Raw genomic sequence first — 23,603 nt, 5'->3', positions numbered from 1 at the left:
TTCCTGAGCGTCAGGTGGTCGAGAACACCCCGATGCCGTTCGGCACCGGGCGTTCCGCGCCGCCGCTCGGGTGGTTGCGTACGGAGACGGTGCTCTCGCCCGGAGCGCGGGCGACCAGCGTGGAGGACCCGCCGCCGTCCAGGCTGAAGGCCTGCACCGCGCCCAGCTGCCGCATGGTGTCCGCCACCTCGGCGATCGTCAGGCCGGTGCGGTACTCGGGGGCGCCGTCCACCGCGAGCAGCAGCACGCGCCGTCCGCCGTCCGCGATGCCCACGGCGGTGCGCACCGCCGCCGTCCGGTCGTCCAGACCGGGCAGCGGCTGTCCGTCCCTCAGGACCGGGTAGCCACCCAGGGCGAAGCGGTACGGGATCCGTGACGCCGACGCCACCAGCCGGTGCCGTACCCGCACGGACTCGCCCACCGCGAACTTCCGCAACCGCTGAGCGCCCGCCTCGCGGCCGACGAGCACGGTCGTCCCCTTGGCGATCGGACCGCTGCCGGGCGCGTCTGCGCTCGACACCACCCGGCCGTTCCTGACCGTCACCTCGTGGGTGTCCGTGCTGCACGGCGCCGCGCGGTTGGTGTCGGTGCCGCAGGTGGCACGCACCCGGGACACGCTGCCCCACGCCGACGTGAACGCGCCGACGGAGCCGACCGGCAGCGCGTACTGGTTGAGGCCGCCGAGCGGCAGCTGCCCCTCGGGCGCGGTGACCGAGCCCTGCAGCGCGAGGCTGTCCAGCCGGGCCCGCCGGTCGGCCCCGACGCCCACGACGTCCTTGGTGCTCGTGCCCGGCGGCAGCGCCGGGCCGAACCGCTGGCCGTTCGGCACCGCCGCCTTCAGCGCCGTACCGCGCACGATCACCGGTCCGACGCTCGCGCCGGTCGCGGCGACGCCCGGGTGCTGGGTCTCGGTGATGTTGAAGAAGTCGCCGTTGACTCCCGCCACCGCGCCCCGGGCATCGGCGAGTTGGGAGACGGTCGCCCGCGCGGCCACCGCTCCGGGGTACAGCAGGCCGAGGCGGACGCGCGGGTCGCGCAGGTCGACGTCGATCACATGGACGTGCGTCGGGCCCTTGGCCGCCTGGATGTCCAACTCCCGATGGACGACGCCCGGCGCGATCCGGGTCCCGTCCGAAGCGGCGCCGGCCGGTGCCGCCCCTGCCAGGGCCGCACCGGCCAGCGCGCCGAGTGCCGTGAGAACCGCGATGAACGTTCTGCCCGATCCGAACCGCTTCTGACGACGCGTCACAGGTCCCCCCTGAGGTCTCGTCAACTTTCCCAGGACGCGGGGGAAGTGCACCAGACGGCCGTGTCCACAGGGGTGACCGGGAGCCGACGGGTGGGAGAACGGGGCCTCAGGAGTTCGGAGCCGGGCGCTGTGCGGTCGGAGCACGTGGAGTGGGGTGGGGGCTTTTGGGGTGGATTAGCGGCTTTTGTCAAGCGCGGCCCGTGTGGCAGGCCCGTCGCGGCGGCCGAGTATGAAAACGGTCCGGTTGGGCACTCGGGCCGCTGTCGCCGGAGCGGCGCACGCCAGGGCTTTTCGGTAAGGGGGGTCTTCGGTAAGGGGGTCTTCGGCCTCATCGGCGGAAGGAAGGTCGAGCTGATGACGACGATGACGTTCTCCGCGCTGTCGACGGCGCGGCCCGGCTGGGAGCGGGCCGTGGTGACCGGCGGTGCCGGTTTCCTGGGCTCGCATCTGTGCGAACGCCTGCTCGACAGCGGTGTCGGCGTCGACTGTGCGGACAACCTGTCGTCGGGGTCGGCGGACAACGTGCGGCACCTCACCGGCCGCCCGGGCTTCCGGTTCCTGGAGCTCGACGTGGCGGACCCCGGCTTCCCGGACGCCCTGACCGGCCACCCGTACGACCTGGTACTGCACTGCGCGGGCCCCGCCTCACCGGCCGACTGCCGGGACCGGCCGCTGGACGCGCTGGACGCCGCCGGACTCGGCACCCGAAACGCGCTGGCCGTCGCGGGCCGGGACGGAGCGCGGTTCCTGCTCGCCTCGGCGGGCCGGGTGCGCGGGGACCCCCTGGGGGCTCCCGAGCCGGAGGAGGCGCGGGGCGAGGCCCATCCGGACGGGCCGTGCACGGTGTACGACGTCTCCAAGCGCTTCTCCGAGGCCCTGACCGCCGCGTACGCCACCGCCCACGGCACGGACGCCGGGATCGTGCGCCTCTTCGACACCTACGGCCCGCGGATGCGGGCGGACGACGCTCAGTCGATCCCGGCCTTCGTGGAGCAGGCGCTGGCGGGCGGGCCGGTGACCGTCGAGGACGACGGGACGGGGGCCCGCTCCCTGTGCTACGTCGACGACGTGGTCGACGGTGTGCTGCGGGTGGCCGCGAGCCGGTCCCTCCGGCCCGTCGACATCGGCGGCGGGGACGAGACGACCGTCCAGGAGATCGCCCGCCGGGTGATCGACCTGACCGGTTCCCGTGCGGGCCTGGAGTTCGGCACGGCCGACGGGTCCGATCCCGCCCGGCGGCGGCCCGATCCGTCCTTCGCCTGTGAGCTGTTCGGCTGGATGCCCAAGGTGTCCTGGGAGGAAGGGTTCAAGCGGACGATCGCCTACTTCGCGGGCATGCGTGCTGCTGGTGACTTGGGTCGGATGCCGGGGGAGCGGTTTCGGTGAAGGCCCTTGTGGTGCGTCTCGACGGCTTCGGTGGGGTTCTGCTGGCCGGACCGGCCGTGCGTGCCGTCGCCGCTCGGGCCGGCCACGTGACCATGCTGTGCGGGCCGGGCGGCGCGCCCGCTGCGCGGCTCCTGCCGCACGTCGACGCCGTACTCGTCCGGGAGGCGCCCGCCTCCGCCCCCGACGGCGACGACGCGCTCGTCCGGCGCCTGCGCGCGGAGGCCTACGACGTGGCGCTCGTCCTCGCCCCCTACGGGGAGAGCCCGTTGCCCGTCGTGGGCCTGTTGCGCAGGGCACAGGTGTTCCGTATCGGCGCCGACGGGCTCCACTCGGGGCGCCCGCCGGGGCAACACGACGTCGAGGCCGCCCTCGACACAGCTGCGGCCCTGGGTTTCGCCCCCAGGGCCGGGGACGACGGACGTCTGCGCGTGCTGCCCCCGCCCGACACCGTGGGGCTCACCGGCAACGGCCCCTACGTCGTCGTCCACCCCGGAGCCGGATCCTCGGACGAGGGGGCCTGGGCGGCGGACCGCTGCGCGGAGGCGGTCGCGCTGCTCGCCGACACCGGGCACCGTGTCGTCGTCACCGGGGGCCCGGAGGAGACCGCGCTGACCCGGTACGTCAGCGGCAGCACGGCGGTCGACCTCGGGGGCCGTACCGACGCGCGGCGGCTGTCCGGCGTACTGCGGGCCGCCGACGTCGTCGTGGCCGGGGCCTCCGGCGCGGTCCACCTCGCCGCGGCCAACGGCACACCGGTCGTCTCGCTGGTCCTTCCGACGCCGCCGCCCGAACACCGGGGCCCCTACGGCGTACCGGCCGTCCTGCTGGGCTGCGACGACGCCACCGCACAGGACGTGGTGAGTGCCGTGCGGAAGCTGGTCAATGCGTGACACCCGTGCTCTGTGAAACCCAACAAATCCGTGAAACCCGGTAACTCCGTGACCGTGAAACCCAACCCTGGAGGAGCCCATGGCCGAAGTCGTCACCTCCCGGCCTGCCGTGGCCGACCGGCGCTCCAGCCGGGTCACCGTCGCGATGATCACCCGCAACCGGCGCCGGGGCGTCCTGCGCACCCTGGACCGGCTGGCCGCGCTGCCCGAGCGCCCCGAGGTCGTCGTCGTGGACAACGGCTCCGCCGACGGGACGGTGGACGCGGTACGGCAGCACCCGGTGGGGGCACGCGTGCTGGCCGCCGGGCACAACACCGGCGCGCTGGGCCGCAATCTCGCGGTACGGCACGCCACCACGCCGTACGTGGCCTTCAGTGACGACGACTCCTGGTGGGCGCCGGGCGCCCTGGATGCCGCGGCCGACCTCCTCGACGCCCATCCGCGTCTCGGCCTGCTGGCCGCGCGGACGCTGGTCGGCCCGGACGCCACCGAGGACCCGCTGAACTCCGTGCTCGCCGACTCGCCGCTGCCGCCCGCAGCCGACCTGCCCGGCCGTCCGGTCCTGGGGTTTCTCGCGTGCGCGGCCGTGGTCCGGCGCCGGGCGTTCCTGGAGGCGGGCGGCTACCACCCGGTGCTGTTCTTCGGCGGCGAGGAGACCCTGCTCGCCTACGATCTGGCGGCCCGGGGCTGGGGCGTGAGCCATGTGCCCTCGGTGACGGCCCTGCACCACCCCGACCCGGGCGAGCGCCCCGGCCGCTCGGCGCTGCAACTGCGCAACGCCCTGCTCACCGCGTGGCTGCGCCGCCCCGTCCCGGTCGCCCTGCGGCACACCGCCCACCTCTGCGCCGCCGCGGCCCGGGGCGAACGGGAGGCCGGTACGGCCCTGCGCGGCACCCTCGCCCGGCTCCCCGCGGCGCTGCGGGACCGCGAAAGGCTTCCCGACCGCATCGAACACGCGGTCCGGCTGCTGGAACGGGCGGCCCGGTGAGCGGCGCAGCCGGGCAGGCCCCCGACCCCCGTACGACGGTCGTGGTCATCACCCGGGACCGCCGTACCGAACTGCTGCGCACCCTGCGCACCCTGCGGGACCTCCCCGAGCGCCCCCGGATCGTGGTCACCGACAACGGCTCCCGCGACGGCACCGGCGAGGCCGTCGCCCGCGACTTCCCGGACGTACTGCTGCTGCGGCCCGGACGGAACCTGGGCGCGGTCGGGCGGAATCTCGCGATACGGCACGTGCGGACGCCGTACGTGGCCTTCTGCGACGACGACACCTGGTGGGAGCGAGGCTCCCTGCGGCGGGCCGCGGATCTCCTCGACGCTCACCCGCCGCTGGCGGCCGTCACGGCCCGTATCGTCGTCGAGCCGTCCGGGGAGGAGGACCCCGTCGTCGCCGAGCTGCGCGACTCGCCGCTGACCGGCCCCGACTGGCTGCCCGGACCGGCGCTCGGCTCCTTCCTCGCCGCCGCGACGGTGATGCGTGTCGACGCCTTCCGGGAGGTGGGCGGCTTCCACGCCGGGCTGTGGATCGGCGGGGAGGAGGAGTTGCTGGCCACTGATCTGCTGCGCCGGGGGCACTGGCTGAGCTACGTACCGGAACTGACCATCCACCATGCGGCGTCACCGGTCCGCGACAGCACCGCCCGGCGCGTGCTCGGCCTGCGCAACACCCTGTGGTTCACCTGGCTGCGCCGCCCCTGGCGGTCGGCCCTGCGCCGCACGGGGTACCTGCTGCGGACCGTGCCCCGTGACCGGGCGTCCGCGCGGGCCTTCGCGCTGGCGGCGGCGGGGCTGCCGTGGGTGCTGAAGCAACGCGACCCCGTCCCGGCCGACCTCGAAGCCCGCCTGGTGGCGCTGGAACGGGCGCGCCGGTCTTCGCCAGCGCGCAAGTACGTCGGCTGAACCGCCCGCACGCGATCGCGGCGGGCGGGTCCTAGAGCCCGGCCGCCGCGAGGCGTCGTGTGTGTCACTCGTTCTGGAAGACGGCCTTGCTGACCTCGGCCGGGTTCTCGTACTTCTTCTTGCCGAGGTGCGAGATCCGCTCGGTGACCTCCTTGGGCGCGTGGTTCTTCCGGGCGACCTCGACCAGTTTGTCGCGATCGGCCGGGTACTCCGCACCGGACAGGGCCTTCTGCAGATCAGGGGGCCTGATACCAGCCATGGCTCCTCCACTGTGGTGAGGTTTCAGCTCCCCGCGTTCCCGTGACGTGCGTCGCATAACGCGATCGGCGCAGGATCCTGTGAGCAAGTGCACAGGCGGGGCAAATCCGCAGGTGCATGGGCCGATTGCGGTTTGTGGATCTTCCGGGGGTCAGGGCGTCGGTCATGACTCGGAAGTCCCGTCTGCCACGATGGGCGGCGCCCAGATCCAGGTGGAGCGACCGCGCAGCGCAGCCGGTGTTCCGAGCTCAGCCTGACCACCGTCGCCCCGCCTTCGAGTACTCCTGTGCCTACGTCACCTGATTCCGACCTGCCTCCTGCCGCCGGCTCACGCTCGCCGTGGCGCTCCCTGAAATACCGCAGCATGCGCTGGTGGTCGCTGGCGAACTTCGTGTCGAACGCCGGTACGTGGATGCAGCTCACGGTGCAGAACCTGCTGGTGCTGCAGATCACCGGGTCGGCCGCCGCCACCGGGCTGTCCGTGTCCGTGCAGGCCGCGCCCGCGCTCCTGGTGAGCCTCGCGGGCGGGGCCGCCGTCGACCGCTGGCCCCGCAAGCTCACCGCCCTCGTCAGCCAGGCGCTGCTGGGCGTCGTCGCCCTCGTGACGGCCGTGCTGGTGGCGACCGACCGGCTCGACCTGACCGTCCTGCTGGTGCTGGCCGCCGTCACCGGAACCATCGCCACGGTCGACGGCCCCGCCTGCGCCCTGCTGGGCAACGACCTGGTCCCCACCGAGGACGTGCCCTCCGCCATCGGCGTCGGTTCGCTGGTGCACAGTGCGGGCCGGCTCGCCGGTACCGCACTCGCCGGTGTCGCCGTCGGCTTCCTCGGCACGGCCGCCGCCTATGCGGCCAACGGGCTGTCGTTCCTCTTCGTCGCCGCCGTCATCCCGTTCCTGCGCCCCGCCGCCGGAGCGGTGAAGTACGTCATCCCCGCTCAGCGTGGCGCCAAGGCGGCGGCACGCATCCCTGCCCAGCGGGGCGCCAAGGCCTCGGCACAGCGGGCGGCCGCGCCGGACATGACCGTGCGGCAGGGCCTCGCCTACTTCCTGCGCCGCCCCCGGCTGGTCGCGCTCGCGGGCGTCACCGGAATCAGCGCGATCTTCGGCCGGAACTACGGCCTGACCCTCGCCGTCCTCGTCACCGGCCCGCTCGCGGCGGGCGCCGGCGCCTTCGGCACCGTCTCCACCGTCCTCGCAGTCGGCGGCATCCTCGGCGCGGTGCTCGGCGCGCGGCTGCGCAGGCCCTCGGTACGGCTCGTGGCCGCCCTGGCCGCCACCGGCGCGCTGCTCCAGGCGGCGGCGGGACTGTCGCCGTCGATCGCCGTCCTGCTGGTGCTCGTGCTGCCCATGGCCGTGGTGGAGTCCGTCTCCGACACCGCCGGGACGACCGTCCTGCAGACCGACCCGCCCGCCCACATGCGCGGCCGCGTCCTCGGTGTCTGGGGCAGCATCAGCACCGGCTGGGGCCTCGCCGGTCCGCCGCTGCTGGGCCTGCTGATGGAACTCGCCGGCGCCCGGGGCGCCCTGGTGATCGGCGGCCTGGTCATCGCCGGTTCCCTCGGGGCGGGGTACCTGCTGCGGCAACGCGGTACGGCGACGCCTGTGCCGGTGCGGACGGGGGAGCGCGACGGCACGGCACCGCAGCCGGAGCTGAGCACGGCCGCCTGACAGGTCAGAGACGTATCGACCCGAGGACCGGCGCGTCGCCCGGGACACCGTCCGTCACCGCCCGCACCGCCTCGACGACCTCCTCGACGCCGATCCGCAGCAGCCGGGCGTCCGGTTCCCTGCCGTGGGCGTCGCCCGGGCGGGCCGAGTCGTCCTCCCCGGGGTGCCACAGCACCCGGTGGCGCGGGTCGGGCGGCGGGCCCCACAGCCGAGGGGCGACCGGGCCGAAGAGCACGACCGAGCTGGTGCCCAGCGCCGTGGCGAGGTGGGCCAGCCCGGTGTCGCCGACCACCACGCAGCGGGCCTGGGTGACGAGCGCGGCCAGCTGGTCGAACGGCACGTCACCGGCGCCGCCGAGGACCGCCGCCGACGGCAGCCCGGCCTCCGTCGCCACGTAGTCGGCCAGCGCACCCTCGCCCGCCCCGGCGGTCACCACGACGTCGTGACCGCACCGGCGCAGTTCCCGGGCCACGGCCGCGAACCGTTCCTTCGGCCAGCAGCGGGCGGGGGCGTCCGCGCCGGGATGCACGACGACGGCGCCCGGCGCGGGGGAGGACGCGGCGGGCGCCGGGATCCGTAGGTCCAGAGGGTCGGCCGGGATGCCGTACCAGCGCAACAGACGGCACCAGCGGTCCCGCTCGTGCTCGTCCTCCTGCCAGGCGGGGCCCACGATGTCGGGCGTGTCCGGGTGCGCGTAGGCGAACAGGCGGTGCGGGCACAGGCGTTGCAGCAGCAGATGGCTCGGCGGGCCGTTGCCGTGCAGGTCGACGGCGAGGTCGGGGGCGGGGCCCGTCCAGGGCAGGTCGGCGGGTACCTCCCGGCCGGGGGCGGACGTGGGCAGCAGTCGGTCCACCAGGCCGGTGGCGGCGACCGGCCCGGACAGGCGTTCCGGGGCGGCCAGGACCAGCTCGTGGCCCGTGAGGTGTCGGCGCAGCGCCCGGAGCGCGGGCACCGCCGTCAGCAGATCGCCGAGGCCCAGCGCGCGCAGCACCAGGAGGCGGGGGGCCGGTCGGGGGGTCACCGGGCGGCGGCGCGGGCCGCGCGGCGGGCCAGCAGGGTCGTGGACCGGCCGTCCAGGTAGGGCAGGATCACCGCCTGTCCGCCCCACGCGCGCAGCGTCCCGGCCTCGGGCAGGTCCTGGACGGAGTAGTCGCCGCCCTTCACCCACACATCGGGCCGCAGCCGGGCGAGGAGTTCCTCGGGGGTGTCCTCGTCGAAGACGGCGACGGCGTCGACGCAGCCGAGGGCCTGCAGGACGCGGACGCGGTCCGCCTCCGGGTTGAGCGGCCGTCCCGGGCCCTTGAGGCGGGCGACGGAGGCGTCCGAGTTGACGCAGACGATGAGGCAGTCGCCGATGCCGCGGGCGCTGTCCAGCAGGCCGACGTGACCGGCGTGCAGCAGGTCGAAGCAGCCGCCGGTGGCGACCACCGTGCCGCCGCGCGCCCGGACCTGCTCGGCGAGGGCGAAGGGGTCGGTGCTGGGCGCTTCGATGGCGGGGGAGGCGGGCGCGGTCCGCCACAGCGCCGGGTTGCCGGCCCCGCCCTCCGACACGAACGCCGCCGCTTCGGCCACCGCCCGCTGAAGGGCCTCCTCGGGCAGCGCGCCGTCCGCCAGCGCGGCCGCGGTCGCGGCGGCGAAGCAGTCACCGGCGCCGCACGGGTCCCCGGTGGCCCGGTAGGGCGGCGGGATCAGCATCGGCGTACCGTCGCCCGGCCGGGCCAGCAGGACCCCGCGGTCGCCGAGCGTCACCGCGACGCCCGCCGCCTGCCAGCGCTCCGCGAGAACCATCCCCCGCTCGGCGTGGTCGCGCAGGGAGTCGCTCCTTGAGCCTCCCGAGCCCTCGGATCCTCCGGAGGGACACAGGCCGCGCGCCTCCGCCGCGTTCGGCGTGACCAGCCGCGCCCCCGGGACGGGCTCCTCGCCCTTGGGATGCGGGTCCCACACCAGCGGGGTGCGCGGCACGACCGCGGCCAGATGCTGCCGGACGGCGCTCGCCGTGTGCCGCCCGTAGTCGGCGACGAGCACGGCGTGCGCCTGGGCCAGCGCATCGCGCACCGCCCCGTCGGGTTCGCCCGGGGTGCCGCCGCCCCGGTCGATGCGCACCAGCGGGCGCCCGCCCGCCAGCACCCGGGTCTTCACCGGCAGGCTGCCGGTCAGCGGAATCTCCACCAGCCGGACCCGGCCGCGCAGTTCACGGCGTACCGCCTCGCTCGCGTCGTCGTCGCCGAGCGCGGTCACCAGAACCACCTCACGCCCGCCCCGGGCGGCCAGCGCGGCGGCCAGCCCCGCCCCGCCGGGGTGCGTGCGGTCCTGGGTGACGTCGACGACCGGCGCGGGCGCGTCGGGGGCCAGGCGGGTCGCGACGCCCTCGATGTCCTCGTCCAGCAGCACGTCCCCGACGACCACCAGCGGCTTCGGCCCCGTCACGATGCCCTCCGGTGGGCGGCGACGGCGCGCGACGCGGCACGGGGGGCGAGCGCCGCGTCGAACGCCTCGCACAGCAGGTGCACGGCGACCAGATGGGCCTCCTGGACGGTCGCCGTGGTGTCGGCGTCGATGCACAGCGCCTCGTCGGCGGCCTCGGCCAGCGGGTTCGGCCGCGGCCCGGTCATCGCCCAGACCCGCAGCCCCGCCGTCCGGCCGGTCACGGCCGCGCTGATCAGGTTGGCGCTGCGGCCGGACGTGGACAGCAGCACGAGGACGTCCCCGGGCCGCCCGTGAGCGGCCACCTGACGGGCGTACACCTGGTCGAAGCCGTAGTCGTTGCCGAGCGCGGTGAGGCTGGAGGTCTCGGCGTGCAGGGAGATGGCCGAGTAGGCGGGCCGCTCCCTGCGGTACCGGCCGACGAGTTCGGCGGTCAGATGCTGGGCCTGGGCGGCGCTGCCGCCGTTGCCCGCGGCCAGCAGGCGGCCGCCGGAAGGCAGGACGGCGGCGAGCCGGCCGCCCCAGTCGGCTATCCGAACGAGCCCGTCCCGGCGCAGCCGGACCAGCGCCTGCTCCAGAGACCGGCAGTGCCCCTGCGCGGCCTCCAGCGCGGCTGGCGCGGCGGTGACGGGGGACCCGGGGGTTGCGGAGAATTCGCTCATGCTGGTCGGGCGTACCGCGTCACACGGGACGGCGGCCGGACCCGCACCTCCTTCGGGCGTCGGTGCTGTGCGGTGGCTCGGAACGCTGTCGAAGCCCGGGCGGGCCGCCCGGACCGGCGGGCGTCGATGGCTCACACCACCTCCGTCACGGCTTGGCGGGCCTCCAGGACGGCGCAGTACGCCGCCTCCGTCTCGGCCGCGACGCGGTTCCAGCCGTAGCGGCGCAGCACGCGGCGGCGCCCGGCCGCGCCGCACGCCTGGCGTGCCTCGGGCCGGGCCAGCAGGTCGGCGACGGCCCGGGCGAGCGCCTCGGGGTCGCGGGGCGGCACCAGCCGCCCGGTGGCCGGGTCGGCGACGGTGTCCAGCTGGCCGCCGACCGCGCTGGCGACGACCGGCCGGCCGCAGGCCATCGCCTCCAGCGGCACTATGCCGAAGGGTTCGTAGTCGGCCGGGCACAGCACCACGTCGGAGCCGCGCAGCAGCGCGGGCACCTGGCGGCTGGGCACCCCGCCGGTGAAGTGGACGCGGTCGGCGACCCCGGCCCGGCGGGCGAGGTCGCGCAGGCGCCGTACCTCCGGGTCCTCGTCGAGCAGGTCCTTCGCGGGGCCGCCGACGATGAGGAGTTCGGTGTCCGGCAGCCGGGCCAGCGCGGCGACGGAGACCGCCGCGCCCTTGCGGGGCACGAGCCGGCCCAGCTGGAGCAGCCGGTAGCGCTGGGTGCGGCGCTTCGCGGCCGGCCCCTGAGGGGTGAACAGCTCGGTGTCGACCCCGCACGGTACGACGCTGACCTTGTCGGCGGGGATGCCCATCCGGGACAGCTCCAGAACCTCGTCGCGGCAGGTGGCGACGACCCGGTCGCAGTTCAGGCCGACGTCCGTCTCGTGGCCGATCCGCTGCGGTGGGCTGGTGTCCGCGAGCTGCTGGTGCCGCCGCTTCACCGTGCCCAGCGCGTGGTACGTGTGCAGCAGGGGCAGGTCCAGCGGGCGCACCGCGCGCAGCGAGGCGAGTCCCGACATCCAGAAGTGCGAGTGCACGACGTCGGGCGAACGGCCCCGCCACACGCGCGTCAGATGGCGGGCAAAGTCGCCCATATGGGGCAGCAGTTCGTCCTTGGGTATGGGCTCCGCCGGTCCGGCCGGGACATGGTGCACCTCCACCCCGTCGCGCAGGGGCACGACGTCGGGCAGGTCGGGATCGTCGCGGCGGGTGTGCACGGTGACGCGGTGGCCCCTGTCAGCCAGCGCGCTCGCGAGGCAGGCGACGTGGACGTTCTGCCCACCCGCGTCGACTCCGCCCAGCGCGGCCAGCGGGCTCGCGTGCTCGGAGACGAGCGCGATGGAGAGCGAGCCCGGCCCCTCGGTGTCGAAGTGGGTGTGCAGCAGGGATCCGGCCGATGACGTCATGAGCGCACCTCCGTCAGCAGGCGCTCCCAGTCGTCCAGGAAGCGCTTGAGCCCGTACCGTTCGAGGGCCGCCTGACGTGCGCGGGCGCCGTCCTCGGCGGCGGCCTCGGGTTCTTCGAGGTAGCGCCGGGCGGCCCGGGCCAGCACCTCGGGGCGGGTGGACAGCGTGCCCGCGTCCGGCGGGACCGCCTCGACCGCCTCCGTGGTGGCGAGCGCCACGACCGGCATGCCCAGGTGCATGGCCTCTAGGAGCGACAGGCCGAGGGACGTCCAGCGCACCGGGTGCAGATACAGCCGGCGTTCGGCCATGGCCGCGTGGAGTTCGCTCTGCGGCAGGTCGGCGGAGCGGCAGCGCTCCTCGGGCAGGTCCAGGTGGTCGGCGAGGCCCTCGGTGCGCATGCCGAAGACGTCCAGTGGGGCGGCACGGGCCAGTTCGAGCAGCAGGTCGGTACCTGTGTAACGGCCGCGCCGCACCGGTTCGTTGACGACGACGGCCGCGCGCGGGAGGCGGCCGGTGTACTGGTGGCCCGGGTCGACGATGCCGTGCTCGATCACCTCGGTGCGGGTGCTGCCGCAGTCCCAGAACAGCCGGTTGAAGTGGGTGACGTGCACCAGGGTGAGGTCGTCGCGGTCGGCGAACGGGTGCCGGGTCGTGGGGACGTCGCCGTCCGGCGCGTTGTGCTCCAGGTAGACGGCGGGCAGATCACGGCCGGGGCGCCGGCCGCCCAGCCAGCGCTCGGCCAGCTCCCACTCGTGCGGGCGCTGGAGGACCACCAGGTCCACGTCCGCGTCCCGCAGTTGTGCGGGCGTCAGCTCCCGCACCGAGGAGGGCCAGGTGAACGTACGGGCGCGGCCGAGGCCGTCGGCGTCGCGGTCGGGGGTGACAGGAACGAGGTAGGTGTGCGGTCCCTGGACGAACGCCGTCGTCCAGGAGCCGTGCACATGCCACAACAGGATGTTCATTTGGACGCTCCTCGTTCCGTCTCGGCCCTGCCACCCGGTCCGTACGGGGCGGCGGGCCTGGGCGACGGGCCCTGGTCCACCACAGGGCCCGTCCGCTTCGACTTCCTTGTCTGCTTGAAGTCATTCATCCCAACTGGCCGGTTTGCGCAGAGTGCGGTGACCGCGGCCAGTAACTCCGCGTCACCGATCCCGTCGAGACAGGGGTGGCCCGACGTGGGGCAGTTGCGGGCCCTGGTGCCCGCGCAGGCGGCCTCCTGGTCCCCCAGCAGCACGTGCGGGACGCCGTACGGCCGCCAGCGCTCGACCGGCACCACCGGCGCGAACAGCGACACCACCGGCGTGCCGACGGCGGCGGCCAGATGCGCGGGCCCGGTGTTGCCGACCACCGCGACCCGCGCCCCGGCGAGCACCCCGGCCAGTTGCTCCAAATGGGTGACGCCGCCCAGGTCCAGGGCATGCGCTCCGGCCACCCGGGCCGTCAGCTCCCGCTCCGCGGGGCCGCCGGTGACCACGACGCGGTACCCGGCGGCGGACAGCGCGGCCGACGCCCGCGCCGCCCGCTCGGGGCTCCACGCCCGCGCGGGCACGGCGGCGCCGGGATGCAGCACCACATACGGCTCGGAGCCGGTCAGGTGGGTCATGTCCGGCGGGGTCCGAATGCGCAGCGTTCCGTCGTCGCCCGGCGGCAGCGCGAACCCCGCGTCCCGGGCCAGGTCCAGGGCCGCGAGCACCTCGTGCCGGTGCGCCTGCCGGTGGTGGCGCAGGTCGAGCAGGGCACCCGGATAGTCCTCGCTGTCGGCCGCCGTCCAGCCGACGCCCGCCAGCTTCAGCAGCAGGGCGGCCGGCAGCGGGCTCTGGTGGTACGACACCAGCACCAGGGCCCGGTCGAAGCGACGGGCCGTCAGCGCGTCCAGCAGGTGCCGGGTCGCCTGCCGGGAGACCGGCGCCGGTTCCAGCCCCACCCACGGCGCGTCGTGCACCAGGACCTCGTCCACGCCCGGCAACAGCCGTCCCGCGCTCGCCCCTTGCGGCCCGCACAGCAGCGCCGTGTACGACGATCCGGCGGCCACGGCCCGCACGGCGGGCCCGGCCAGCAGGACGTCGCCGGCGCTGTCCAGACGTACGACCAGCGAGCGGGGCAGGGTTCGGGAATCGGCCGTCATGACTCTCCCGGGACGAGATCGGGCGCCGGGTACAGGGCGAGCTGGACCGCCGTACGCAGGTCGGGGGCGGTGGCCTCGGCGCCTGCGGTTTCCTCGGGGCGGGTCACCGGGGTCGGCACCAGCACGCCCCGGGCGCCGGCGGCGCGGGCAGCGGCTACGTCGGCCCCTATGTCGCCGATGACGACCGTGCGGTCCACCGGTGCGCCGAGCCGTTCGCACGCCGCCAGCACCAGACCCGGCGCGGGTTTGCGGCAGCCGCAGCCGTCGTCCGGGCCGTGCGGGCAGACCGCCCACACCCCGAACGGGCCGAGCAGCTCCTCCACCCGCCGCCGCACCGCCGAGACCTGACGGTACGTCAACAGGCCACGGGCGACGCCGGACTGATTGCTCACCACGCCGACCGGGACGCCCCGCGCCCGCACCGCTTCGACGGCTTCCCGCGCCGTCGGCATCGGCACGACCCGCGCCGGGTCACCGTTGTAGGGGACGTCGACGATCAGGGTGCCGTCCCGGTCGAACAGGACGGCCGCCGGGAAGCTGTCGGGTACCGCCTGCCGGGGCCCGTCGAACAGCCACGGTCCCGGTGCGCGGCGCGGCGTCGTGAGCGGCGTCATGAGGGCACCCGTTCCCGGTCCGGTTCCCGCGAGGGACGCGGCGGCTCACCGGTCCCGTCGGCGGTGACGGGCGCCGTGTTCCGGTGGACGAGCTGCCCGCGCAGCCAGTGCCAGACGGCGGCGGGCGGGATGGCGACGCTGGTCAGCGCCATCGTGACCACCTCGTCGCGGGTGCGCGGCCCCGGCACGATCCGGGCCAGCGCGAACTCGGCCGTCCCGGCCAGCCACAGCCCGGCGCACGCGGTGGCCGCCCGGCGCCGGCCCACGGCCGCGCAGGCCAGGGCCGTCACCGCCGCCCCGGTCACCGCCACATGCCGGGGCAGCCGCCCGCGCGGCGCCCCCGCCCGGCCCCACCACGACCGGCCGTGCAGCCGGGTCATCAGCACGTCGTCCGCGTTGCCCGCCTGGAGCCGTACCGACACCCAGCGGTCGGCGGGCCGCACCGGATGCGTCGTACGCCGGTCCCCGGCCGTCACCGTCCAGCCGGCCGCGAGCACCCGCAGGGCCAGGTCGGCGTCCTCCCGGAAGGCCCGCCGGAAGCGTTCGTCGAAACCGCCGACCGCCTCCAGGGCCGCCCTCCGGTAGGCCATGTCGGCGGTGATCCAGCGGGCGGTGGCGAGCCCGGCGGTGTTGCGTTCCCAGTCGGTGGGGCGGCGGTCCGGCGGCAGCGGTACGTCGATCCGTGCGGTGACCGCGCCCGTCCAGTACGTCGCCCCGGCCAGGTCGAGGGCCAGGTCCTCGCCCCAGGAGGGGCTGGGCACCACGTCGTCGTCCAGGAAGACGATCCAGGGGACGCGTCCCGCCGCCCGCCATCCGGCGTTGCGGGCCGCCGCGGGGCCCCGGGCGCCGCCCCGGACGACCGTGGTGAGCGGGCGCAGCTGCTCGGGGACATCCTGCGTGAGCGCGCCCACCGAGGCGTCCGGGCGGTCGTCGACGAGGATGAGCCGCACGGGGCGGGGGCCGCCGGACCGGGCCAGGGCGCGCAGGCAGGCGGTCAGGCTGGGGCGGCCCAGGGTGGGGATCACCACCGCGTAGGCGTCGTCGGCGTACTCGGATTCGGTGCTGGGTCCTGCCTGGGTCATCGGGGCCTCCGGGGGGCGTGCTCGGCCTGATCGGCGTGCGCGGTGGGGGCGGCGGATTGGGCGGCGGACCGGGTTCTCGGGCCGGTTGCCGCCCGGGCCGTGCGTTCCTGCCCTCGCCGTACTCCGTGCGCCGCCGACGGCGCGTTCTCCGTCACGGAGCCCTGCAGGTGTCGTATGAGATGTGCTGCCCGAGCCGTGTGCTCCCGCATCAGGCCCTCCCGTTCCCCGTCGCGCGGAAGAAGTCGCCGCGCCGGACCGCGTACGGGCCGATGGCGAGCAGGTCGACCGGTGAGGAGCCGAAGCACTCCAGGGCGTCGCGCGGATCGTCGACCATCGGCCGGCCCGCCGTGTTGAGGCTGGTGTTGACCACCACCGGCAGTCCGGTGCGCCGCTCGAACGCGCCCAGCATGCGGGCCACCAGCGGCTCCTGCGCCGGGTCCACGGTCTGGATGCGGGCCGTGCCGTCGACGTGCACCACGGCCGGGATGCGCTCGCGCCAGGATGCGGCCACGTCGTGCACGAACAGCATGTACGGGCTCGGCAGCGGCCCGTCGAAGATCTCGGCGGCACGGTCGGCCAGCACCATGGGCGCCACCGGCCGGAACTGCTCACGGCCCTTGACGTCGTTGAGCCGTTCGAGATTGCCCGCGTGCCCGGGATGCGCCAGCAGCGAGCGATGGCCGAGCGCCCGGGGACCGTACTCGGAGCGCCCCTGGAACCAGGCGACGATCCCGTTGTCGGCGAGGGCCTCGGCCACCGTCTCCGCGATGTCCGCGGGCCGTTCGAAGGGTACGGCCGCCGTCTTCAGCCACGCGCCCAGCTCCGCGTCGGACCAGTCCCGGCCCAGGTCGGCGCCCGCCATCGGCTCCGGAGCGTCCCCCGCGCCCGCCGCCAGCAGCAGCGCACCGCCCAGCGCCGTGCCCGCGTCACCGGCCGCAGGCTGCACCCATACCTGCGAGAAGGGACCCTCGCGGGCGATACGGGAGTTGGCGACGCAGTTCAGCGCGACGCCCCCGGCGAGGGTGAGCACGCTGTGGTGGGTCCGCCCGTGCAGCCAGCGCACCAGGTCGAGCAGCGTCTCCTCCAGCACGGCCTGCGCGCTCGCGGCCACGTCCGCGTGCTCCTGCGTCCACGGCTCGTCCGCGCCGCGCGGCGGGCAGAACGCGTGCCAGGGGACGCCGGTGGCGTGGAACCCGCCGTCGCCGGTGGGATACACGTACCGGCGCAGCTCGGCCAGCATCCGCGGGCTGCCGTGCGAGGCCAGGGCCATCACCTTGAACTCGTCCGAGGAACGCAGAAAGCCCAGATGGTCGGTCAGCTCCTCGTAGACCAGGCCAAGGGAGTGCGGCAGCTCCTGCGCGTGCAGCGCCTCCAGCCGGTCCCCGACCCGCCGCGCCGCGAGGTGCGAGGCGCGTTCCCCGCGGCCGTCTAGGACCAGCACGGAGGAGTCGCCGGCGTCGGGTGCGGCGAAGGCGCTGGACGCGGCGTGCGCCATGTGGTGCGGGACGAAGCGGACCTTGCCGGCATCCAGACCCGGCAGCGCGGCCCGCAGGAAGCCCGGGGCCTCACGGGCGTACGTCTGCCGCAGGTGGTCCCAGGGATCGTCGAGGCCCATCGCCTCGGCGGGCCGGGCGAGCCGCGGGTCGTAGGAGTAGGCGACCGCGTCGAGGTCCTGCGGGCGCAGGCCCGCCCGTCGCAGACACCACGCGGCGGCCTTCTCCGGCAGCTCCCAGGCGGAGAACGGCACCGGACGCTTGCCGTGCTTGCGGCGGGAGAACCGCTCTTCCTCGGCGGCGGCCACGGTGCGGCCGTCGATCACGAGTGCGGCGGCGGGGTCGTGGAAGAGGGCGTTGATTCCGAGGATGCGCATGGGGGTCCTGGGGGGTGTGCGATGGGGTGGGGGAGAGTCGGTGACCGGGCGTTCCCGCCTCGGCGCGCCTCACCGTTCGGTGGCCGTGGCGCGGAACCAGTCGATCGTGCGGCGCAGGCCGTCCTCCGCGTCCACCACGGGCTCCCAGCCGAGCTTGTCGCGGGCCAGCGTGATGTCCGGGCAGCGCACCGCCGGGTCGTCGGTCGGCCGTTCGATGAAGCGGACCTCCGAGGAGGAACCGGCGAGCCTGATCACCAGGCGGGCGAGGTCCAGCATGGTGATCTCGCCCGGATTGCCGATGTTCACGGGGCCGCGCAGGCCGTGCGCCGCCGCCGCGAGGATGCCCCGGACGGTGTCCTCGACGTAGCACAGGGAACGCGTCTGGCGGCCGTCGCCCGTGACCGTGAGCGGTTCGCCGTCCAGCGCCTGCCGGACGAAGGTCGGCACCGCCCGGCCGTCGTGGCCGCGCATCCGCGGGCCGTAGGTGTTGAACAGCCGCACGATGCAGGTGTCGGTGCCCTCCGCCTCCGCGTGCGCCGTGGTGAGCGCCTCGCCGAACCGCTTCGCCTCGTCGTACACGCTGCGCGGACCGACCGGGTTGACGTTCCCCCAGTACCGCTCGTCCTGCGGGTTCTGCTGCGGGTCGCCGTACACCTCGGACGTCGACGCGAGCAGGAAGCGGGCGCCGTGGTCATGGGCGAGTGCCAGGGCGTTGCGGGTGCCGAGGCTGCCGGTCTCCATGGTGTGCAGGGGCAGCCGCAGATAGTCGGACGGGGACGCCGGGGAGGCGAGGTGCAGGACGAGGTCGGGGGGCCGCTGGACGGGTATCCGTTCGGCGACGTTCGCGTGCACCAGCGTGAACCCGGGGCGGTCGAGCAACGGGGCGACGTTCTCCGGCCTGCCGGTGCTGAAGTCGTCCACGCAGGTGACCGCCGCGCCGGAGTCCAGCAGGGCGCCGCACAGATGCGAGCCGACGAAACCCGCGCCGCCGGTGACGACGGCGTGCTCCCAGGTACGTGACGATGCGGTGGTCATTCAGGTCTCCTCTGCACATGACGACGACGGCCTGTCGGATGCCTGGCGCCGATCCGGGACCCTGGTTGCTGCCTTCTCGACCCCGCCTTCTCCGCCTTCTCTCCGACGCCGACCGCGGGCGCCGCGGGGGCGCCCAGTACCGAGATCAGCGTCCTCCGTGCGCGCCCAGGAGGCTCTCAGGCGTACGGCATCCGGGTGATGCACGCAGCGTGAGGCCCTCGGAGCGTGGGGCCGGAGGGGTTCGGGCGTTGACATGAGACGCCGGTTTCCCCACTGTCCGGGCCCCAACCCCCGGAGCGGGAACTGTGATCGCCGCTGGGTCCCTCGTGCTGCGATGGACGCCGGGGTCCCTCGCGCTGCGATGGTGGCGGGTCCGATCCCGTGAAAGGATGACGCTGCCTGTCGGAACGTACCTGGTCGGGGGGTTTCTCCCCGCCTGGGGGTTTCTCCTGCGTGGGGAAGGCAACCCGGGCCCAGCCCGCGGCAGCGACCCATGAGGCCCCGATCCGACCCCTCGCCGCGCCCGCGCCGCTGTCCCGGACCCCCGCACAGCTCGTCAGCTCCTTGGACAGGAGTTCCGGATGACCACCACCACACAGCCTCGCCGGTCCGCAGGGCCGGGGCCGCGCATCGGCCTGCTCGGCTCCTACGGAGGCTTCAACCTCGGCGACGAGGCCATCCTGACCTGCGTCCTCGGCTGCCTGCGCGCCCACCGCCCGCAGGCCCGGCTTGTCGTCTTCAGCCGGAACGCCGAGCACACCCGCGCCCACCAGCCCGCCGCCGACGAGGTGGTCGACTGGGAAGGCGTCCCGCAGAAACAGATCCTCGACGTCCTGTCGGGCCTGGACCTGCTGGTGCTCGGGGGCGGCGGCATCCTCTACGACGGTGAGGCGCGTCGCTACTTGCGACTGGTGGGTGCCGCGCAGGGCCGCGGGGTGCGCACCTTCGCGTACGCCGTCGGCGCGGGCCCGCTGCGGGAGGCGGAGGACCGGGAGGCGGTACGGGCGGTGCTGCCGAAGATGGACGAGGTCGTCGTCCGGGACGAGGAGTCACGGCTCGTGCTGGAGGAGGCCGGGCTCGACCGCGACCTCACCGTGACCGCCGATCCGGCGCTGCTGCTGCCGCCGGAGCCGTTCACCGACCAGATGATGCGGCAGGAGGGCATCCCCGCCGAGACCCGGCTGGTGGGGATGTCGGTGCGCGAACCGGGCCGCGCGGCGGAGAAACTCGACGAGAGCGACTACCACGCCCTGCTCGCCGACGTGGCCGATTTCCTGGTACGGCGACTGGAGGCCCATGTGGTCTTCGTGCCGATGGAACGCCAGGACGTCCACCACGCCCACGGCGTCCTCTCCCGGATGACCGCACCCGACCGGGGACGCATCCTGCACAGCGTCTACAGCCCCGGCCAGGTCCTCGGCTTCATGAACCACCTCGACCTCGCCGTCGGCATGCGCCTGCACTTCGTGATCTTCGCCGCGCTCTCCGGGCTGCCCGTGCTCCCACTGCCCTACTCCGGCAAGGTCTTCGACTTCTCCCGCCGGATCGGGGCGCCGGCGCTGGTCGGTGTGGCGCGCGAACAGGCCGGGCTGCTGCTGGCCGAGGTGGACCGGTTGTGGGACGAGTTCCCGCAGCGCCGCGACGATCTCGACGCCCGCGTGCAGGCGCTTCGGGGCACCGCCCGGGAGACCTGTGTCCGGTGCGCCGTGGTCCTCGACTCCCTGGAGGAACAGACCGGCGCCGTGTCCGACACCGAACGCCCGGGCCTGCACCTGCTGCGGCCGAGTACCGGAACGGCGACCTGACGACCGGGCCCTCGACCCCGGCAGGGGGCGCGGGACACGGGGCCCGGCAGTCCCACCGCCTTCGGAACACCTCCGACGGGAAGAACCGATGCCGATCCTGCAACGACCTCCACTGTCACGGACCGTCACCCTGCCGCCGCGCGACGCCCACCACGGGGGCCGCACGGAGGTCCTGGTCGTCGGCGGAGGCCCGGCCGGCACCGCGGCCGCGTACGCCGCGGCCGACGCCGGGGCCGATGTGGTGCTCGTGGAGCGGTACGGCTTCCTGGGCGGCAACGCCACCGTGGCCCTCGTCATGCCCCTGATGTCGTTCCACAACGAGCAGAAGCAGGCCGTCTTCACCGGCCCCGGCGAGGAAGGCGACGGGCTGCTGCCCAACGACCACGGCGAGGGCGAGGCGGTGGTCGCCGGCTTTCTGTGGCGTCTGCTGGACCGGCTGAGCGAACGCGGCGGCTGCGTCCCGCCCTCCCTCAAAACCGGCTACACCGTTCCCTTCGACCCGGAGATCTACAAACTCGTCCTCCTCGACCTGCTCGACGAGGCCGGCGTCCGCATGCTGTTCCACTCCTTCGCCTCCGCCGCCCTGCCCCTCGACGACGGCTGGCGGGTCGTCTTCGAGACCAAGTCCGGCCCGGTGGTGATCGACGCCGACGTCGTCGTCGACGGCACGGGCGACGGCGACGTGGCCGCCGCCTGCGGAGCGCCGTGCGAGATCGGCCGGCCCGAGGACGGGCTGGTCCAGCCGATGACGCTCATGTTCCGCGTCGTCGACTTCCTGCGGCCCCGGTTCGCGGCGTACGTCCATGAGCACCCCGACCAGTGGCGGGGCGTGCACGGCCTGTGGGACCTCGTCGAGGAGGCCACCAAGGCGGGCGAACTGCGCCTGCCCCGCGAGGACATCCTCTTCTTCGGCACCCCCCACCCCCGCGAGGTCAGCATCAACAGCACCCGCGTCACCCGGGCCCTCGGCATCGACGTGTGGGACCTGAGCCGCGCCGAGTACGTCGCCCGCCGCCAGATGGAACAGATCGACCGCTTCCTGCGCCAGCACGTCCCCGGCTTCGAGGAGTCATACGTCGTGCAGAGCGGCACCCAGATCGGCGTACGGGAGACCCGCCGCATCCTCGGCGACTATCACCTCACCGGCCACGACATCCTGGCGGCGCGCTCCTTCCCCGACGTCGTCGCACACGGCGCCTACCCCGTCGACATCCACAACCCGAGGGGCAGCGGCACCGTCCTCAAACGCGTCCCCCGCGGCCGCTTCTACGACATCCCCCTTCGCTGTCTGCTGCCCCGCGACACGGACAACCTGCTCGTCGCGGGCCGCTGCATCTCCGGCTCCCATGTGGCGCACTCCTCCTATCGCGTCATGCCCATCGCCATGGCGACCGGTCAGGCGGCGGGCGTCTGCGCCGCGTTGGCCACCCGGATCAACCGCAGCCCGCGGGAGGTGCCGTACGCTCTGGTCCAGCAGGAGCTCATGCGCCAGGGGGCGCGACTGCACCTGGCGACCGGGGCGGCGGCGCCGCTCGGTTGAGGTGTCGTTGTTTCTCTTTATGTGTCGTTGCCGATCACGCGTCCGTCCGTGCAGCTGCCGTCCTGCTCGATGAACAGGCCGTGCGTCTGTGTCCTCCTCGGCTGCTGGTTGTCCCATATCCGGTTGCCTTCCATCTGCGGGCGGGAGACGGCGGCCGCGATGGCGATCCCGGCTCGCAGATCCGGGGGATCGGGCAGGTGGTAGGACGCGCCCGGCTTCGGCGTGCCACTGCTCCACGCCGTCTTCGAGCCCGGCCGCACGGGCGCCAGACTCAGCTCTGTCTCCGTGTTGAAGGTGACCATCGCTTGCTGGCCACCCACCGTCAGCTGCTTGCCCCGATGGCCGTCCAGTGGCCAGTCGGCGGTCTCGTCGATCAGCGACAGATCCGTGCAGCGCACCCCGTCGCCGCCGCCCGAGGTCGCCGGTGCGGCCCGACGGCCGTTGTTGCGGATCCGGTTGCCCACGATCGCCGGATCCCGCAGGTCCGCGTCGACCCGGACGCCGTCCAGCGCGTTGTCCCGGATGTCGTTGGACTCCAGCACGATGTCCTCGGCCGGTTCCTGGTCGCCGCCCTCCAGGTTGTGTTCCCAGTAGCCGTACCGCCCGTTGTTGCTGATCCGGTTGCCGCGGAGGGCGTACGGTCCTGGCGTGTTGCCGATCGCGACGCCATCGCGCACATTGCTGTCGATGACACACCCGGTGACGATGCCGCCCCGGCCACCGACACCCGATGTGCCCTGCGAGGACACGTCGAACCCGGCCTGGTGATTGCCGAGCATCGTCGACGAGGTGACCAGCAGGCCGTCGGCTCCCCAGTCGGAGATCCCGAACCGGTTGTCCTCGGCATGGCAGGCGGTGATGCGGATGCCGCGCGGCGGTGGCCAGTACTCCTGCTGCAACTCCACGAAGATGCCGTTCGTGCCGTTGCCCGTCGCCGTGCAGGTGGTGATCGTCAGCCGCTCGACCATGCCCCAGCCGCCCACGCCGATCCCGATCCCCGCGCCGCCCATCTCTTCGCCGGGATCCTGCCGTCCGCACCGCTCCGCCAGCACTCCCTCGACGATCGTGTCCTGCAGGAAGTCACAGCCGAATCCGGTCGCCGCCGTGTCGTGCACATACAGGTCGTTGAACCTGCCCCGCAGCACGTACTGCAGGCCGAGCCCCTTCGCCAGCGGGTCGTACTCCTGTGTCCGCACGCCGGAACCGTCCACCTCGAAGTGCGCGAACGTGATGTCCGCCAGATGGTTCTCCCGCCCCGCTCCGTGCTGCGCGGTGGTGAACCAGGCCAGCGGCACCGGGGTGGTCGGGCTGCCCGGGTTGGACAGCGCGAAGCAGGTGGCACCCCGGCCGGCGCCGATCAGTGACACGCCGCTGCGCCAGACGGTGGGCCGATCCTGCATCACATAGCGACCGGGCGGGACGTAGAGGGTCCGTCGGCGGCCGTCCGCGGCACAGGCCGCACCCAGCGCGTCGACCAGTTCCGCGAACGCCGGCTGGTCATTGGTGATCCCGTCACCGACCAGTCCGTGCTCTCGGGCGTCCACTGTCAACGGCATCGACAAGGACATCGACATGGGCAGGCTCCTCACTGGAAGGGCGCGGCAGGTGGCAGCGTGGACTGCCGGTTGGCGGCGCCGTCGAGCACCGAGTACCAGTGATCGGCTGGGCCCAATCATTGGCTTGCAGGTG

At 74.3% G+C, this 23,603-nt stretch carries 20 protein-coding genes; 7 read left to right on the top strand and 13 right to left on the bottom strand.

Features of this window, described 5'->3' with window-relative positions; all coding sequences use genetic code 11:
* Positions 1 to 10: 10 nt before the first annotated feature.
* Positions 11 to 1,249 carry a phosphodiester glycosidase family protein gene (locus SSP24_RS15985; protein ID WP_141310210.1) on the bottom strand — a complete coding sequence of 413 codons (1,239 nt, stop codon included), beginning with the start codon at positions 1,247 to 1,249 and terminating at the stop codon, positions 11 to 13.
* A 354-nt stretch (positions 1,250 to 1,603) separates the two neighbouring features.
* Here SSP24_RS15985 and SSP24_RS15980 point away from each other — a divergent pair, with 354 nt between their 5' ends.
* The 4 genes from SSP24_RS15980 to SSP24_RS15965 all read left to right on the top strand — a co-directional run bounded on the left by SSP24_RS15980 (position 1,604) and on the right by SSP24_RS15965 (position 5,427).
* Positions 1,604 to 2,635, top strand: coding sequence for an NAD-dependent epimerase/dehydratase family protein (locus SSP24_RS15980; protein WP_229865585.1), 1,032 nt, complete (start codon positions 1,604 to 1,606; stop codon positions 2,633 to 2,635).
* Complete coding sequence (locus SSP24_RS15975) at positions 2,632 to 3,525, top strand: glycosyltransferase family 9 protein (RefSeq protein ID WP_141310209.1); 894 nt, start codon at positions 2,632 to 2,634, stop codon at positions 3,523 to 3,525. Before SSP24_RS15980 ends, SSP24_RS15975 begins: the two co-directional genes overlap by 4 nt.
* Before the next feature lie 79 nt (positions 3,526 to 3,604).
* On the top strand, positions 3,605 to 4,513 hold the full coding sequence (locus tag SSP24_RS15970; protein WP_141310208.1) for a glycosyltransferase family 2 protein: 909 nt from the start codon (positions 3,605 to 3,607) through the stop codon (positions 4,511 to 4,513).
* Positions 4,510 to 5,427, top strand: coding sequence for a glycosyltransferase family 2 protein (locus SSP24_RS15965; RefSeq protein ID WP_141310207.1), 918 nt, complete (start codon positions 4,510 to 4,512; stop codon positions 5,425 to 5,427). The genes SSP24_RS15970 and SSP24_RS15965 overlap by 4 nt, the downstream gene beginning before the upstream one ends.
* A gap of 64 nt (positions 5,428 to 5,491) precedes the next feature.
* Here the strand turns inward: SSP24_RS15965 and SSP24_RS15960 are convergent, their stop codons facing one another.
* Complete coding sequence (locus SSP24_RS15960) at positions 5,492 to 5,686, bottom strand: DUF2795 domain-containing protein (RefSeq protein ID WP_141310206.1); 195 nt, start codon at positions 5,684 to 5,686, stop codon at positions 5,492 to 5,494.
* 309 nt (positions 5,687 to 5,995) lie between these two features.
* Between SSP24_RS15960 and SSP24_RS15955 the strand changes: the two genes are divergently transcribed.
* Positions 5,996 to 7,354, top strand: a complete 1,359-nt coding sequence (locus SSP24_RS15955) for an MFS transporter (RefSeq protein WP_268255094.1) — start codon at positions 5,996 to 5,998, stop codon at positions 7,352 to 7,354.
* Positions 7,355 to 7,358: 4 nt separating this feature from the next.
* Here SSP24_RS15955 and SSP24_RS15950 read toward each other — a convergent pair whose 3' ends face one another.
* The 10 genes from SSP24_RS15950 to SSP24_RS15905 form a co-directional block, all read right to left on the bottom strand.
* The gene (locus tag SSP24_RS15950; RefSeq protein ID WP_229865581.1) at positions 7,359 to 8,375 is read right to left on the bottom strand and encodes a glycosyltransferase family 9 protein; all 1,017 of its coding nucleotides are present in this window, start codon (positions 8,373 to 8,375) and stop codon (positions 7,359 to 7,361) included.
* Positions 8,372 to 9,781 carry a D-glycero-beta-D-manno-heptose 1-phosphate adenylyltransferase gene (rfaE2, locus tag SSP24_RS15945; protein WP_141310203.1) on the bottom strand — a complete coding sequence of 470 codons (1,410 nt, stop codon included), beginning with the start codon at positions 9,779 to 9,781 and terminating at the stop codon, positions 8,372 to 8,374. Before rfaE2 ends, SSP24_RS15950 begins: the two co-directional genes overlap by 4 nt.
* Positions 9,778 to 10,440 carry a D-sedoheptulose-7-phosphate isomerase gene (locus tag SSP24_RS15940; RefSeq protein WP_141310202.1) on the bottom strand — a complete coding sequence of 221 codons (663 nt, stop codon included), beginning with the start codon at positions 10,438 to 10,440 and terminating at the stop codon, positions 9,778 to 9,780. The genes rfaE2 and SSP24_RS15940 overlap by 4 nt, the downstream gene beginning before the upstream one ends.
* 131 nt (positions 10,441 to 10,571) lie before the next feature.
* Entirely contained in the window at positions 10,572 to 11,843 is a 1,272-nt protein-coding gene (locus SSP24_RS15935) for a glycosyltransferase (protein WP_141310201.1), read from the bottom strand.
* Positions 11,840 to 12,805, bottom strand: a complete 966-nt coding sequence (locus SSP24_RS15930; protein ID WP_141310200.1) for a glycosyltransferase — start codon at positions 12,803 to 12,805, stop codon at positions 11,840 to 11,842. The genes SSP24_RS15935 and SSP24_RS15930 overlap by 4 nt, the downstream gene beginning before the upstream one ends.
* Positions 12,802 to 13,968, bottom strand: coding sequence for a glycosyltransferase family 9 protein (locus tag SSP24_RS15925; RefSeq protein ID WP_141310199.1), 1,167 nt, complete (start codon positions 13,966 to 13,968; stop codon positions 12,802 to 12,804). Before SSP24_RS15925 ends, SSP24_RS15930 begins: the two co-directional genes overlap by 4 nt.
* The gene (locus SSP24_RS15920; RefSeq protein WP_141310198.1) at positions 13,965 to 14,582 is read right to left on the bottom strand and encodes a D-glycero-alpha-D-manno-heptose-1,7-bisphosphate 7-phosphatase; all 618 of its coding nucleotides are present in this window, start codon (positions 14,580 to 14,582) and stop codon (positions 13,965 to 13,967) included. Before SSP24_RS15920 ends, SSP24_RS15925 begins: the two co-directional genes overlap by 4 nt.
* Complete coding sequence (locus tag SSP24_RS15915; RefSeq protein WP_141310197.1) at positions 14,579 to 15,664, bottom strand: glycosyltransferase family 2 protein; 1,086 nt, start codon at positions 15,662 to 15,664, stop codon at positions 14,579 to 14,581. The genes SSP24_RS15920 and SSP24_RS15915 overlap by 4 nt, the downstream gene beginning before the upstream one ends.
* 208 nt (positions 15,665 to 15,872) lie before the next feature.
* Positions 15,873 to 17,534 carry a carbamoyltransferase family protein gene (locus SSP24_RS15910; protein WP_141310196.1) on the bottom strand — a complete coding sequence of 554 codons (1,662 nt, stop codon included), beginning with the start codon at positions 17,532 to 17,534 and terminating at the stop codon, positions 15,873 to 15,875.
* A gap of 69 nt (positions 17,535 to 17,603) precedes the next feature.
* A complete protein-coding gene (locus tag SSP24_RS15905) occupies positions 17,604 to 18,569 on the bottom strand; it encodes an NAD-dependent epimerase/dehydratase family protein (protein WP_141310195.1) in 966 nt (321 codons plus the stop codon).
* Between the two features lie 581 nt (positions 18,570 to 19,150).
* Between SSP24_RS15905 and SSP24_RS15900 the strand changes: the two genes are divergently transcribed.
* Positions 19,151 to 20,374, top strand: a complete 1,224-nt coding sequence (locus tag SSP24_RS15900; RefSeq protein WP_141310194.1) for a polysaccharide pyruvyl transferase family protein — start codon at positions 19,151 to 19,153, stop codon at positions 20,372 to 20,374.
* Positions 20,375 to 20,462: 88 nt separating this feature from the next.
* The gene (locus SSP24_RS15895; protein WP_141310193.1) at positions 20,463 to 21,914 is read left to right on the top strand and encodes an FAD-dependent oxidoreductase; all 1,452 of its coding nucleotides are present in this window, start codon (positions 20,463 to 20,465) and stop codon (positions 21,912 to 21,914) included.
* Positions 21,915 to 21,931: 17 nt separating this feature from the next.
* Here SSP24_RS15895 and SSP24_RS15890 read toward each other — a convergent pair whose 3' ends face one another.
* The gene (locus SSP24_RS15890) at positions 21,932 to 23,488 is read right to left on the bottom strand and encodes a right-handed parallel beta-helix repeat-containing protein (protein WP_141310192.1); all 1,557 of its coding nucleotides are present in this window, start codon (positions 23,486 to 23,488) and stop codon (positions 21,932 to 21,934) included.
* Between the last annotated feature and the right edge of the window lie 115 nt (positions 23,489 to 23,603).

Source organism: Streptomyces spinoverrucosus (genome assembly GCF_006539505.1).
Taxonomy (GTDB): domain Bacteria; phylum Actinomycetota; class Actinomycetes; order Streptomycetales; family Streptomycetaceae; genus Streptomyces; species Streptomyces spinoverrucosus.
Note: the sequence above shows the minus strand (reverse complement) of the source record. Positions and strands in the feature narration are given on the sequence as shown.

Excerpts from the sequence above, each read along its gene's own strand:
- SSP24_RS15910 (WP_141310196.1), bottom strand. The coding sequence starts at position 17,534 with ATGCGCATCCTCGGAATCAACGCCCTCTTCCACGACCCCGCCGCCGCA.
- SSP24_RS15935 (WP_141310201.1), bottom strand. The coding sequence starts at position 11,843 with ATGACGTCATCGGCCGGATCCCTGCTGCACACCCACTTCGACACCGAG.
- SSP24_RS15915 (WP_141310197.1), bottom strand. The coding sequence starts at position 15,664 with ATGACCCAGGCAGGACCCAGCACCGAATCCGAGTACGCCGACGACGCC.
- SSP24_RS15970 (WP_141310208.1), top strand. The coding sequence starts at position 3,605 with ATGGCCGAAGTCGTCACCTCCCGGCCTGCCGTGGCCGACCGGCGCTCC.
- SSP24_RS15960 (WP_141310206.1), bottom strand. The coding sequence starts at position 5,686 with ATGGCTGGTATCAGGCCCCCTGATCTGCAGAAGGCCCTGTCCGGTGCG.
- SSP24_RS15925 (WP_141310199.1), bottom strand. The coding sequence starts at position 13,968 with ATGACGGCCGATTCCCGAACCCTGCCCCGCTCGCTGGTCGTACGTCTG.
- SSP24_RS15940 (WP_141310202.1), bottom strand. The coding sequence starts at position 10,440 with ATGAGCGAATTCTCCGCAACCCCCGGGTCCCCCGTCACCGCCGCGCCA.
- SSP24_RS15895 (WP_141310193.1), top strand. The coding sequence starts at position 20,463 with ATGCCGATCCTGCAACGACCTCCACTGTCACGGACCGTCACCCTGCCG.
- SSP24_RS15900 (WP_141310194.1), top strand. The coding sequence starts at position 19,151 with ATGACCACCACCACACAGCCTCGCCGGTCCGCAGGGCCGGGGCCGCGC.
- SSP24_RS15920 (WP_141310198.1), bottom strand. The coding sequence starts at position 14,582 with ATGACGCCGCTCACGACGCCGCGCCGCGCACCGGGACCGTGGCTGTTC.
- SSP24_RS15980 (WP_229865585.1), top strand. The coding sequence starts at position 1,604 with ATGACGACGATGACGTTCTCCGCGCTGTCGACGGCGCGGCCCGGCTGG.
- SSP24_RS15905 (WP_141310195.1), bottom strand. The coding sequence starts at position 18,569 with ATGACCACCGCATCGTCACGTACCTGGGAGCACGCCGTCGTCACCGGC.
- SSP24_RS15890 (WP_141310192.1), bottom strand. The coding sequence starts at position 23,488 with ATGTCGATGTCCTTGTCGATGCCGTTGACAGTGGACGCCCGAGAGCAC.
- SSP24_RS15930 (WP_141310200.1), bottom strand. The coding sequence starts at position 12,805 with ATGAACATCCTGTTGTGGCATGTGCACGGCTCCTGGACGACGGCGTTC.